Here is a 12274-nt window from a genome sequence, read left to right on the forward strand (position 1 = left end):
TTATCTCGGTTCGCCAGCGATTCGAACGCCTGCGCTGTGTCGCTGTGTTCGGGGTTTGTCCCAGGACCCGGATGAACTGCCAGCCCGACATCTTAGGCCCATTATATGGCGGCTTTTTATGCGAACATGTTCGCACACCCTTTCTTATGTGTGCCGAGCCACCCTCCGCACATGTCGGGCCGAATACTCGCCGAGGTCGAAGTGTTCGGTCCTCGGTCCTGTCAAGTACAGCCACACGCTGACGACGAGTGGTCGGTGTCGACGGTTTCCCGGAGCGCAACGAGCGGCGGTGCCGACCGTGTCGTCGAAGAGTTCACCCTCAAAGGTGGTGACGGATCCCCGGAAGCGATGCAGAGGGAGGATTCGAACGTCGATCACGTGTTCGCTTACGACAGCCGACACATCTTCCAACTATCGCGAGCGGCCGGTCAGGGCTGCGTCTGTGAACGCATCGAGGCGGCCGGCTGCGTGGTCCAGGAGTTCACGGCGGACACCGAGTCCCTCGTCGTCACGTTCATCGTCGACGACGTTCCCACCCTGCGAGAGATCGTCGACGACCTCAAATCGGAGGGGGATACGGTCAAACTCCGGCGGCTGCTCGATGATACGTCCTCGGAGACGGACCGGCCGGTCGTTTTCGACCGTGCGAAACTGACCAGTCGCCAGCGCGAGGTTCTGGGTCGAGCCCACGAGATGGGGTACTTCGAACACCCGCGCGAGGCGACCGCCGGCGACGTGGCCGAAGCGCTGGATATCTCCACCTCGACGTTCACCGAGCACCTCGCCGCTGCCCAGCGGAAACTCCTCGACGACCTGCTTGACACCCGCTGAGACGGACCCATTTACGACCGATACCGGGTCGATGACCGCCGGGCGTCTCGTCCGCCAGTCACAGAACCCTTTACCCGCGCCCCGGTGACACATTACCCATGACCGAGTTCGACGCCGAGAAGTTCGAGGAGAAATACGTCCACTACTTCGATGAACTCGAAACGGCGTACTCGAACGCGTACCAGGAGCTGCACGGGCAGTACGACTCCGAGGTGCTTCGCGGTATCGACCGGCAGATTCTCAGCGAGAGCGAGCCGGTGTACGAGGGCGACGGGAGGTTCACCATTCGACTCCCCGACGACACCGCGGCGTGTGCGCAGTCTCTGCCGGGCGACGAAGAGACGTTCGACACGGTTCTGTCGGCGTTCACTGAGGCCATCGAACGCGAACTCCGTCGGCTGTTTGGGTTCGAGTAACGACCGCTCCCCGCTGCGGTTGGCACGGCGGATTGAAAACACCAGAATCAATGCAGTTCCGGTGCTAGCCAAACCAATTATACTAATGACGACCGATTCAGCTCTCCACTGTCTCTTTACCGGACTTGTTGAGGAGCAGGACGACTCGTACGTGATCGAGATTCCGAAACAAGAGGTCGAACTTGGAACGTTGGCCCCCGAGACGCTGTACCGGATCGCACTGTTCCAGTCGGCGGCCGAGGCACCCACGCAACAGTCACAGTCCCGATCCACATCCGACTCTCAGCCCAGGTCCCGATCCGAGCCGCAGTCCGATTCCCGGTCCGACGAGCCGAGCAGGGAACCGGAGTTCGCACCGTCGTCTCCGCCCGTCGTCGAAGGCGAGACGCGCGTGGTCGAAATCGACAACATCGGCGACAAGGGCGACGGCGTCGCGCGTATCGACGGCGGGTACGTGGTCATCGTGTCCGATGCGGACGTCGGCGAGCGCCTCCGCGTCGAGATGGACCAGGTCCGCGAAAACGTCGCCTTCGCGGAGGTCGTCGAACGCCTCCCGTACTACGAGTGAGGCACTGGGTCCGCTGACCCGGACGGTTTTCGCGCTCTGTCGGCGCTGGCCCACCGGTCGCCGGCCACACAGCCGAGGGTATATTTTGCCGCCGACTGTCATCCCCGGTATGGGACACGATCACGACGAGGCAGCCAGTGACAGCGAGTCGCGTCACAGCCACGGGGAGCATGGACACGACAGTGACCACGGTCACGGCGGAGACGACCACAGTCACGAGGCCCAGGCTCACGACGACCACCACGCTCACGACGCCGAAGGGATCGCCATCGGCGTTCTCACGGTCTCGTCCTCACGAACGCTGGACGACGATCCGGCCGGCGATATCATCGCCGCGGCCTGCGAAGACGCGGGACACAGCATCGCCGAGCGCCGTCTCGTCGCCGACGAGATGGACGCTATCGAGGACGCCGCCGCCGCGCTGCTCGATGACGGCGTCGACGTGGTCCTGACGACCGGCGGGACTGGCCTCACGCCCGACGACGTGACCGTCGACGCCATCGAACCGCTGTTCGACCGGCCGATACCCGGCTTCGGCGAACTGTTCCGCTGGCTCTCCTACGAGGAGGTCGGGCCGATGGCGATGGCCTCGCGCGCGACCGCCGGTGTCGTCGACGACCGCCTGGTGTTCTGTCTGCCCGGGAGCGAGAACGCCGCCCGGACAGGCGCGGAGAAACTCGTCGCGCCAGCCGTGGGTCACCTGCTGGGGCTCGTCCGCCGGTAACTCGGACCCGCACGGTTTTGGGCCGGCGTCGGTTACGGGTAGGCATGCCCGAGGAGTTCACGCACGTCGACGAGGAGGGGGACGCACAGATGGTCGATGTCGGTGACAAGGCCGAGAGCCAGCGCCGCGCGGTCGCGCGCGGACAGATTCGACTCACCGAGTCCACACTCGCCGCCATCGACGCCGACGAGGTGGAGAAAGGCGACGTGCTGACGACAGCTCGTATCGGGGCGATACAGGCGGTCAAACACACCTGGGAGACAGTGCCGATGTGCCACCAGATCCCTATCACGAACGTCGAGGTCGAGTTCATCGTCGGCGACGAGGCCGTCGAGATCACGGTCGCCGTCGAGACAGTCGGCAAGACCGGCTGCGAGATGGAGGCGCTTGAGGGCGTAACGACTGGCCTCAACGTCGTCTGGGACATGGTGAAGGCAAACGAAAAAGACGAGGACGGCGAGTACCCCGCGACGGCCATCGAAGATATCCGCGTGGTCGAGAAGACCGTCGACCGCTGAGGGCGGCCACCGACTGCAGATGCGCCGCTGGCATGAAAAAGGTCTATCTACGTCGCCCTGTTACTGGTGTGCATGCAAGTCCTCGGTGTCGTCGGACACTCCGAGACGGGAAAGACCACGCTGGTCGAACGTTTGACACAGCGGCTTTCCGGATCCGGACGTGTCGCGACGGTCAAACACTGCACGCACGCGCCGGATATCGACACGGACGGGAAGGACACGGCTCGCCACCGCGACGCCGGCGCGGCCGAGACGGTCGCGCTCACCGATGACGGCGAGTGGTACGCGACGGGGCAGTCGCGGACGCTCGATGAGACGCTCGACGCCCTCGCGCCCGACTACGACTACGCGCTCGTCGAGGGGTTTTCGGACGCAACCATTCCGAAGGTCGTCCTCGGCGACCGCGAGGTCGCAGACCCCGTCGTCCACCGCGCGCCCCACGGCGCGGACGCCGACCTCGACAAAATCGTCTCGGCGCTGGAGGAACGGGACCCCTACATCACGCTGGAGACGCTCGTCGCAGATATCAAGCGGGACCCGGATGAAGTCTACTCCGGCGCGATTGCGACCTTCACCGGACGGGTCCGCGCACAAGAGGGGCCGGAAGACCCGCCGACCGAGCTGCTGGAGTTCGAGCGCTACGACGAGGTCGCCGCCGAGAAGATGGCCGCGCTCCGGCGGGACCTCGAAGCACGGGACGGCGTCTACGCGGTCCGACTGCACCACAAGACCGGCGTGGTCGAGGCCGGCGAAGACATCGTCTTCGTCGTCATTCTGGCCGGTCACCGGACCGAGGCGTTCCGCGCCGTCGAAGACGGTATCAACCGTCTGAAAGGGGAGGTGCCGCTGTTCAAGAAGGAGGTCACCGTCGACGAGGAGTTCTGGGCGCACGAGCGGTCCTAGTTTTCCGACACCGACCGCTACCGCCACGGCGTCGCCCGGAGGGCGTGGACTATCAGTAGCGTCCCGAGCGCGACACCGAGCAGGACCACCGCCACGGGCAGCGCCGCGTCCAGCCCGTCCGAGATGAACGAGGCCCAGATCTGGACGGGGAGTGTCCGCGGGTAGTACGCCAGCATCATCGTCGCCCCGAACTCGCCCATCGCACGCGCGAACGTCAGCACAAGGCCGGCGAGCAGGCCGGGCTTCGCGAGCGGGACCGTCACCGAGCGCATCGTCCCGACCCAGTCGCGCCCGAGCGACCGGGAGGCCTCTTCGAGGTGGTCGTCGATGCCGTCGAAGGCGGCCTTGGCGGTGACGACGAAAAACGGCGACGCGACGAACGTCTGGGCGGCGACGACGCCCAGCAGCGACCGCGTCAGCGCCAGATCGGTGAGGCCGCCGAGGCCGTTCGGGCCGACGACGGTCAACAGCAACATCCCGCTGACGACCGGCGGGAGGACGAGCGGGAGAACGACGGCCCCCATCGCGGCGGTCGCCAGCGCGCCGGTGTTCTTCGAGAGCCAGTAGGCAAGCGGCAGGCCGAACACGACGGCGATAGTGGTACTGCCGAGCGCGGCGACGAGGGAGGTGATCGCGGCGTTGATGACGTACGTTTCCGTCAGGCTCGAAAGCAGCGCCGCCGGGGAGTACGTGAGCACGAGCACCATCACCGGGACGACGAAATACAGGAGCAGCACCGCTCCCAGGACGGGAACGAGTTCGCGCACGCCGACCGCGTGGCCGGCCCCGGTCTCACCGCGTGACAGTACTCGGGACATCTCCCACTAGTCGAGGATACGCCTGACGGACGGTAAATCCGTGTGGTGCGAGCCAGTCACCGGACAGGACGGTCTCGAAGGCTGTACGCGTCGTCCCGTGGTCGTCACGCCGGACGGCACCGTACTCGATGGGGCTGCCGGTGATCGTCGTCCCGTCCGACAGTTCGTAGCTGGCGGTCCGATACGCCTCCGCGTGAGCAGGGTCGCCAAGGTGTATCTCCGGCGGGAACTCCCGGAAGGGGTAGTCCCGCTCGATAGCCATGCTCCGGTAGACGAACGCGGCGTCGACGGCCCCCGTTTCGAACTGCGCGAGCAGTTGCGTCTCGGGGTAGGTCTGGTCCGGCGAGAGCACTGCGTCAGGGAGTTCCGATTCGTCGTAGTAGTCGGCAGCAAGGTCGAGCACGAACAGCGTCCGGTAGCCAAGCGGGTCGAGCGTCGGGTCGGTCCGACCCAGCGAAACGCTGCCCCCTCGGAGCGGGTCGTACCACGGGTCCGCGTCCGCAATGCGCGTCCCGCCGTCCGTCTCCGGGTTGTATGCCAGCACCATCTCGTTGCTGGCGACCACGGCATGCCAGTCGGTGTCCATGACCCGGTCGAACAGGGCCGGGTCCGCAAGCGCGACGATGTCGGGGTCGCGCTTCCCGTCGGCGACTAAACGTGCGGCCTGCACCGACCCCCGGGCCTCGACGGCGAGGTCGACATCTGTTTGCGATTGGAGCGTCTCGCTGGCCGCGCTCTGCAGGCTCCCCGCGAGCAGTACTTCTATCCGCTCCCGACCGAACGCCCCACAGCCCGCCGTCGCGGCGATACCACTCCCAAGCGCCGCGAGCACCGCACGACGGGTCCGTCGGGCCATTGGTCGCTTATTTCTCGTTCGCGTACATCGGTGTTGGGGTCAGTCCCAGTATTGACGGGGTCTCTTTGAGGCGACTGCCCACCACAGGTTTATAACTAAGTAGTATAACCTAGTGATCATGACGCGGCTAGCAGCGGCCCGGAACGGAATCGTCACCGAGGAGATGGCGCGAGTCGCCGAGCGCGAGGGCGTCGAGCCCGAGTTCGTCCGCCAGCAGGTCGCCGACGGACAGGCGGTGATTCCCGCAAACGTCGGCCACGACTCGCTTGACCCGATGATTATCGGCCGGGAGTTCGCGACGAAAGTCAACGCCAACATCGGCAACAGCGAGGAGACGAGCGACATCGAGGGCGAACTGGAGAAGCTTCACACTGCCGTCCACTACGGGGCAGATACCGTGATGGACCTCTCGACGGGGAGCGATCTCGACGAGATTCGGTCGGCAAACGTCGAACATTCGCCGGTTCCAATCGGGACAGTCCCCATCTACGAAGCGGTCAAACGCGCCGGCGAGCCGAGCGAGATCACCCACAAACTGCTGCTTGATGTCATCGAGAAGCAGGCGAAGCAGGGCGTCGACTACATGACTATCCACGCCGGCGTCCGGATGGAACACTTGCCCCTGACCGACGGCCGCAAAACGGGTATCGTCTCCCGCGGCGGCTCCATTCTCGCACAATGGATGGAGGAAAACGGGATGGAGAACCCGCTGTACGCGAACTTCGCGGACATCTGCGATATATTCCGCGAGTACGATGTGACCTTCAGCCTCGGCGACGGCCTCCGGCCGGGCTGTCTCGCCGACGCCGGCGACGACGCGCAGTTCGCCGAACTGGACACGCTCGGGGAGCTCACCCGGACTGCCTGGGCCCACGACGTGCAGGTGATGGTCGAGGGACCGGGCCACGTCCCGATGGACCAGGTCGCAGCGCAGGTCGAACGGCAGCAACGGGTGTGTGACGGCGCGCCGTTCTACGTGCTCGGCCCGCTCGTGACCGACGTTGCACCGGGCTACGACCACATCACGAGCGCCATCGGCGCGACGGAGGCGGGCCGTGCCGGCGCGGCGATGCTCTGTTACGTGACCCCCAAGGAGCATCTCGGCCTCCCGGAGCAATCTGACGTGCGGGACGGGCTCGCGGCTTACCGGATCGCCGCCCACGCCGCCGACGTGGCAAACGGGCGTGAGGGCGCGCGGGACTGGGACGACGCGCTCTCGGAAGCCCGCTACGCCTTCGACTGGCGCGAGCAGTTCGACCTGGCGCTCGACCCCGACCGCGCCCGCGAGTACCACGACCAGACGCTCCCCGGAGACAACTACAAGGAGGCGCGCTTTTGCTCGATGTGCGGCGCGGAGTTCTGCTCGATGCGCATCGACCAGGACGCCCGGAAAGACGGTGAGATGGACGCAATCGAGGCCGACGCCGACGACCGGACTGACCTCGCCGACTCCCCTGCAGCCGAGGTGAACCGGCCGCCAGTCGGCACGCATGAGGCGGCGGATATCGCCGGCCCGGACGCCGATCCGTGCACCGATACTGAAGGGCGTGCCGACGATTAGCACGGCGATAGTTCTTTATAATCGGTGTTCGTTTATTGAAATGATGCAAAAGAAAGTCATCGCCCTCGCCGCGGTCATGGCGCTTGCCCTCGCGTACTACGTCAAGCGATAAGACCGACTCCCTGAGCTGTACCGTTCCCTGAACCGTGCTGTCGGCCGCCCTGCCCACTGGTCCTCAGCGGTCTCGTGTGGGGTGCCACTTCTTCGCCGGCCGACAGTATTCCGACGGACCCACTCCTGTCAGCGGCAGCGCCCGTGTTTTTCCGAACCCTTACCCGGCGAACGGCCGTACCAGCGTGTATGTACGGCGTCGTCACCCGTAACGAGGAGGAGACGGAGTGGTCCGAGTTCGACCGGGCGTTCTACGAGGTCAAGGACGTGACCGGCCGCGCTGTCGAACCAATCGAAGGCGCGGTGAACATGGTGTCCTGTTTCGGCGACAACGCCGTCGAGAGCGAGGAGGAGTTGCTCGCGTTCGACGACGAGGGGACGCCGGCGACCCGGAATCAGCCGTACTTCGACTGGACCTACGTCTGCCCGACCCACGACCGCTACCGCGAGGGCCTGCTCGACATCATCGAGGAGGCGGCAGCCGTCAACGAGGATGTCCGCCTCGACGACGTGGGCTTCCCCCGGGACGAGTACTGCCACTGTGACCGCTGCGAGCAACGTTTCGCCGACAGCGAATTCGAGGACTGGTCGACCTGGCGCAGTAACGTCATCACGGAGTTCGTCGCCGAGGCCCGCGAGCGCGTGCCCGGCGAGATGTATCTCACACTGTATCCGGACCCCTACCCCGGCCACCTCGAAGCCCGCTCGGGCGTTGCCGTCGACGATATCGCCGAGTACGTCGACGAGTTCGTCGTCCCCATCTACGACATGGCCTACTCGACGACCTACTGGCTTGAGATTCTGGCAAAAGGGTGGCAGGACCGCCTCTCGACGCCCTTTAGCATCGAACTGTACGCCGTCGACGTGGACGTGGACGATCTCTCGAAGGCCGTCGAAGTTGCTGAGGAGTATGCCGAAACTGTGTTGTTTGGCTACGACGCCAGCAACGCCCGCGCGACCATCCGGCGGATGAACGCCGACGCTCGCGAGGGGCAGTCCTTCGGGCCAGAATAGATACCCGAAACGAATATAGTAGTGTATACTTGACATATACGTATGAGCACGACGATCCGGGTTTCCGAGGATACCAAGGCCCTTCTCGAACGGCTGAAGCGAGAGGGAGAATCGTACGACGAGCTTCTGGCACGGTTGGCTCGTGATGGCGATTCGATGGAACCCGGAGTGTGGAGTTCGGAAAAAGCCGATGCCGCACGCGAACGGCTCAAAGAGTCAAAAGATAGCTTCGGGCGGGATAGATGACGTTTCTGGACACGTCGGTTATTATCGATTATCTCGAAGGCGTCGACTCGGTCGTGACCTTCGTCGACGACCAAGACACTCTTTTCACCGCCTCGATCTGTGTCTACGAGGTTTTAGAGGGAGAAGTATTCGGACCCGGGAAAACGGACGTATTTCAGACCCGGCAGGCCTTTGGGCGCGTTCAAGCACTCGATTTCACCGAATCGATAGCAATTGAGGCAGCGAATCTCCAGGCGAACCTCCTGGACGCAGGAACGCCAGTGTCGCCCAGAGATACGATGATAGCCGCGACTGCGCAGTCGACAGGCGACATACTTGTGACTGCTGACGATGATTTCGAGGCTTTCAGCGATATGATGGATGTTGTCACGCTTTCCTGACGAACGACTACGCCCCGTCCCCGAACCGCTGTTCGCGCCACTCCAGGATTTCCTCGCGGTCGCGCGTATCGGCCGGTAGTTCGTCGAACCACCGGGCCTCGCTGATTTCGTGGTCGGGGTCGTCGACGGCGATGTCGGTCGTCTCCGCCCGCGCCTCGTACACCGGCAGGACGCCCCAGGCCATGTTGCCGTCGCAGTAGAACTCGATGCGCCCGAGCATCGCCATCCCCTCAATGGTCGCTTCGATGCCGCTTTCCTCGCCTAATTCGCGCAGTGCGGCCTCCTGCATGGACTCGTCGCCGTCGAGTTCGCCGCCGGGGAGGACCCACATGTCGACGCCCTCGTGGCGGACGAGGAGGAGTTCGCCGGTGGCCCTGTAGGCGAGTGTGTGTGCGCCGTAGGGCGCGCCGTGGTCCCGGGCGGCCGCAGCCACGTCCCGGAACCGCCGCCGCGGGACGTTGCGGTGGCGCGTGAACTCGACGTAGCCGCCGTACTGCTCCCGGAGCTTGTGATACGTCTGCTCGGCGGTCTGACACGCGCCGTCGGCGAGAAACCACAGGTCGTCGACGCTCGTCATCTGTCCGAATGCTTTGGAAGCGCCAGCCGTGGCGGCGAGTATCCGGGGACCCCTGCCGTGCTGCTCATGGCAAGCAGTTGGCGCGAGGTGCCTATAAGCCTTCGACACTGAATCAGTCCCTTTTTGACGAGCCACCGAGTACCGCCGGGTATGGCATTCGAAGAGGACGACTCCGTTATTCTCCACGACGAGCACAGCGACTACGACGGTCAGGAAGGTACCATCACGCAGGTCGTCGAGACCATGTTCGGCGACGCTAACTACACGGTCTCCTTCGAGGACGGCCAGGAACAGGGCGTCCCCGAGGACAACCTCGAAGCCGCCGAGGACGAGTAGGGCCTCGATGTCGTCGGTTCCGTTCCACTACGTCGACCTCCGGACGTTCTGCTACGCGACAGAGGACGACAAGCGCGTCGAGGGGGCGCTCCGAACGTTCCTGCCAGAGGACTACCCTATCGAGCGCGCCAAAAGCGAGGGGCACTACGGCGACCGCATTATCGTCCTCTCGGCCCGCGTCGAGAACGCGGACGACATCCGCCACGTGCTCACGCAGGTCGCGTCAGCGCCGGATATCGACGCGGTGCGTGCGGAACTCGACGACCGGGTCGACGACAACTGTTCGTTCTTTCTCACCTTCGACAAACAGGCCGCGTTCGGGGGGAGCGTCGAACGCGGCGACGGCATCACGCTCCGGGCGAAAGTCGAGGCCTACCCCGCAAAGCGGGAGAAGGCCGTCGAAAACGCCCGCGAACTGTTAGAGGAGTTGTGATGTACGAGGCCGTCTATGCCCATCCCGACGGCGACAGCACCGTCGCCCGACACGCGCTGACGGCCGCCGAATCGGACTATGACGGCATCGTCGTCAGGAACTACGGCGACGCGCAAGCGGACTACGACGCCGACGAAATCAGCGACGCGTACGACATCGATGTCGCGGTCGGCGTCGAGGTTCGGGCCGAAGACCCCTCACGAGCTAGCGGCTTCGTCGGGAACTACCGCAGTGACCGCACGGTCGTCGTCGTCCACGGCGGCGACCGCCGCATCAACCGGTTCGCGGTGGAGCAACCGACCGTCGACGTACTCGCCCATCCGATGCGCGAGGACGGAGATTTCAACCACGTGCTGGCGAACGCAGCGGCCGACAACGGCGTCCGCGTCGAGTTCGACTTCGGCCCGGTGCTTCGCGAGTCCGGCGGCAGTCGCGTCCGGGCTATCAAGGAACTCCGGAAACTGCGGGAACTGGTCGAGGACGCGGGCGCGCCGTTTGTCATCTCGGCGTCGCCGAGCAATCACCTGCAAATTCGGGCACCGCGGGACATCATTGCCGTCGGCGAGACCATCGGCTTCGACGCCGACACCGTCCGCGAGGGGCTGGCAGAGTGGGGCCGCGTCGTGGAGCGCAACCGTGAACGCCAGAGTGACGCCGTCATCGAGCCGGGTGTTCGTTTGGAAGACGACGACGCGGACGCTGAATAGCGAGACACTGGCGCTGGTGTGATCCACTGACAATAGCATGTGCCCTTGATAGAGAGTGTGCAATAATCCAAATTGTTCCGTGCGCTCTGTGGTGAGCTGTCTGGTCGATAAATTTGCGGACTCAACAACAATAAAACAGATATATTCAGAGATTGACGGCTAATTGCATGAATCTTCGTCCGTTTCTCACGGTACTCCTTATTATCATTACTGCTGTCGTCGCTTCATTAATCCTGTTTCCCACCCTCTCTACCCTCAGTGGCCCTCCCGACGTAATGACAACTGACACACCAACGATTGATCCATCCGTTCCAGAGCCGTACCAAGGAACGAAAGTTGAACCCACTATCGTCATCCAAGTCGGTGACGGTCGGGAGGGGTTACCAATCCAGGTCTGGAATAATAGCCCGACGAACCGAACCGTGTCTGTAGAATTAATACATAATAACACCGATTCGTCACTCATAACCCGTACAGAAACACTTCAACCGAATGGGACGCTTCGACTGGAAATTCGGTCCCCGGATGGTTATCTCCTTCGAGTTACTGATGAATCAACACAGACGACAGGCACGTACCCAGTAACGACTGAGCAGTTCGACTGTAATTCCCGGTTTGCAGAAGTCCGTATTGATGACAACGGCAACATCGATTCTCGGACTGTTTCTACAAGTATGGGCTGTGGACTGTAGTAACCGGTACACCGTTTCCTGTCCTTATCAATAGTACCAGAAACTGCCAGTAGCCACACCGCACCGCTCATTGTCCTTCGCGCCAACGACCACGCATGAAACACCTCCCGAAACATCTCCGGCCCCGGTGGCGCTATCTCGCCGTCGGCATCGAGACGTGGCCGACGGCGTCGCTTGACCGCCGGGCGTTCCAGCGGGCGGTGTGGTACGCCGCACAGAACCTGCTGGGCGACACCGGCAGCGCCGAGACGGACATGACAGTCCTCCAGTTCCACGACTACGACGGCACGGCCGAGGCTATCGTCCGGACCAGACGCGGCCAGACCGACCCGGCCCGCGCCGCGCTGGCCTGTGTGAACAGCATCGACGACGACGAGGTTCGTGTCCGTGTCCGGGGGATTAGCGGCACCGTGCGCGCCTGTGAAGAAAAGTATATACGCGGGCCGCCGGAACCCACTGAACAGAGACACGTCGTGTTCGAGAACGCAGATCGGGGGGCTACGGTTCGGCCGCCGCGCTACGATGTCGAAGCGGCCCCCGACGGCGCGTTCGTCGGCGCGACAGCACTCGATTTCCGATAACT

At 63.9% G+C, this 12274-nt stretch carries 17 protein-coding genes; 14 read left to right on the forward strand and 3 right to left on the reverse strand.

The annotated features are described in order from the left end of the window. Positions 1-171 precede the first annotated feature (171 nt). The 6 genes from ACY9XZ_RS09865 (at position 172) to ACY9XZ_RS09890 (ending at position 3960) form a co-directional block, all read left to right on the forward strand. Positions 172-831, forward strand: coding sequence for a helix-turn-helix domain-containing protein (locus ACY9XZ_RS09865; RefSeq protein WP_463456878.1), 660 nt, complete (start codon positions 172-174; stop codon positions 829-831). Positions 832-929: 98 nt separating this feature from the next. Next, positions 930-1247 (forward strand): DUF5783 family protein, encoded by a 318-nt coding sequence (locus ACY9XZ_RS09870; RefSeq protein WP_463456879.1) that lies wholly within the window; start codon positions 930-932, stop codon positions 1245-1247. 85 nt (positions 1248-1332) lie between these two features. Beyond that, the gene (locus tag ACY9XZ_RS09875) at positions 1333-1815 is read left to right on the forward strand and encodes a TRAM domain-containing protein (RefSeq protein ID WP_463456880.1); all 483 of its coding nucleotides are present in this window, start codon (positions 1333-1335) and stop codon (positions 1813-1815) included. Positions 1816-1924: 109 nt separating this feature from the next. Further along, the gene (locus ACY9XZ_RS09880; RefSeq protein ID WP_463456881.1) at positions 1925-2539 is read left to right on the forward strand and encodes a MogA/MoaB family molybdenum cofactor biosynthesis protein; all 615 of its coding nucleotides are present in this window, start codon (positions 1925-1927) and stop codon (positions 2537-2539) included. A 44-nt stretch (positions 2540-2583) separates the two neighbouring features. After that, entirely contained in the window at positions 2584-3057 is a 474-nt protein-coding gene (gene moaC, locus ACY9XZ_RS09885) for a cyclic pyranopterin monophosphate synthase MoaC (RefSeq protein ID WP_463456882.1), read from the forward strand. 72 nt (positions 3058-3129) lie between these two features. Further along, a complete protein-coding gene (locus tag ACY9XZ_RS09890) occupies positions 3130-3960 on the forward strand; it encodes a molybdopterin synthase (RefSeq protein ID WP_463456883.1) in 831 nt (276 codons plus the stop codon). Between the two features lie 17 nt (positions 3961-3977). Here ACY9XZ_RS09890 and ACY9XZ_RS09895 read toward each other — a convergent pair whose 3' ends face one another. Both ACY9XZ_RS09895 and ACY9XZ_RS09900 read right to left on the reverse strand, forming a co-directional pair. After that, positions 3978-4778, reverse strand: coding sequence for an ABC transporter permease subunit (locus ACY9XZ_RS09895; RefSeq protein ID WP_463456884.1), 801 nt, complete (start codon positions 4776-4778; stop codon positions 3978-3980). Further along, positions 4753-5634 carry an extracellular solute-binding protein gene (locus ACY9XZ_RS09900; RefSeq protein ID WP_463456885.1) on the reverse strand — a complete coding sequence of 294 codons (882 nt, stop codon included), beginning with the start codon at positions 5632-5634 and terminating at the stop codon, positions 4753-4755. The genes ACY9XZ_RS09895 and ACY9XZ_RS09900 overlap by 26 nt, the downstream gene beginning before the upstream one ends. Positions 5635-5752: 118 nt before the next feature. On the opposite strand from ACY9XZ_RS09900, the gene thiC reads away from it, so the two are divergent. From thiC to ACY9XZ_RS09920, 4 genes are all read left to right on the forward strand, one after another. Then, positions 5753-7195, forward strand: coding sequence for a phosphomethylpyrimidine synthase ThiC (thiC, locus tag ACY9XZ_RS09905; protein ID WP_463456886.1), 1443 nt, complete (start codon positions 5753-5755; stop codon positions 7193-7195). 300 nt (positions 7196-7495) lie between these two features. After that, positions 7496-8320 (forward strand): hypothetical protein, encoded by an 825-nt coding sequence (locus ACY9XZ_RS09910; protein ID WP_463456887.1) that lies wholly within the window; start codon positions 7496-7498, stop codon positions 8318-8320. A 42-nt stretch (positions 8321-8362) separates the two neighbouring features. Further along, positions 8363-8566: a DUF7557 family protein gene (locus tag ACY9XZ_RS09915; RefSeq protein WP_463456888.1), complete on the forward strand. Its 204-nt coding sequence runs from the start codon at positions 8363-8365 to the stop codon at positions 8564-8566. Next, positions 8563-8946, forward strand: a complete 384-nt coding sequence (locus tag ACY9XZ_RS09920) for a PIN domain-containing protein (RefSeq protein ID WP_463456889.1) — start codon at positions 8563-8565, stop codon at positions 8944-8946. The genes ACY9XZ_RS09915 and ACY9XZ_RS09920 overlap by 4 nt, the downstream gene beginning before the upstream one ends. Before the next feature lie 7 nt (positions 8947-8953). Here ACY9XZ_RS09920 and ACY9XZ_RS09925 read toward each other — a convergent pair whose 3' ends face one another. Then, positions 8954-9523 (reverse strand): NUDIX hydrolase, encoded by a 570-nt coding sequence (locus ACY9XZ_RS09925; protein ID WP_463456890.1) that lies wholly within the window; start codon positions 9521-9523, stop codon positions 8954-8956. 150 nt (positions 9524-9673) lie between these two features. On the opposite strand from ACY9XZ_RS09925, the gene ACY9XZ_RS09930 reads away from it, so the two are divergent. The 4 genes from ACY9XZ_RS09930 to ACY9XZ_RS09945 all read left to right on the forward strand — a co-directional run bounded on the left by ACY9XZ_RS09930 (position 9674) and on the right by ACY9XZ_RS09945 (position 12272). Then, positions 9674-9859 (forward strand): DUF1918 domain-containing protein, encoded by a 186-nt coding sequence (locus ACY9XZ_RS09930; RefSeq protein ID WP_137685012.1) that lies wholly within the window; start codon positions 9674-9676, stop codon positions 9857-9859. Between the two features lie 7 nt (positions 9860-9866). Continuing rightward, the gene (locus ACY9XZ_RS09935) at positions 9867-10292 is read left to right on the forward strand and encodes an RNA-binding protein (protein WP_463456891.1); all 426 of its coding nucleotides are present in this window, start codon (positions 9867-9869) and stop codon (positions 10290-10292) included. Further along, entirely contained in the window at positions 10292-10999 is a 708-nt protein-coding gene (locus ACY9XZ_RS09940; RefSeq protein ID WP_463456892.1) for an RNase P subunit p30 family protein, read from the forward strand. Before ACY9XZ_RS09935 ends, ACY9XZ_RS09940 begins: the two co-directional genes overlap by 1 nt. A gap of 787 nt (positions 11000-11786) precedes the next feature. Further along, positions 11787-12272 (forward strand): Rpp14/Pop5 family protein, encoded by a 486-nt coding sequence (locus tag ACY9XZ_RS09945; protein ID WP_463456893.1) that lies wholly within the window; start codon positions 11787-11789, stop codon positions 12270-12272. Positions 12273-12274 lie beyond the last annotated feature (2 nt).

This window comes from Haloarcula sp. HT12, assembly GCF_055271655.1.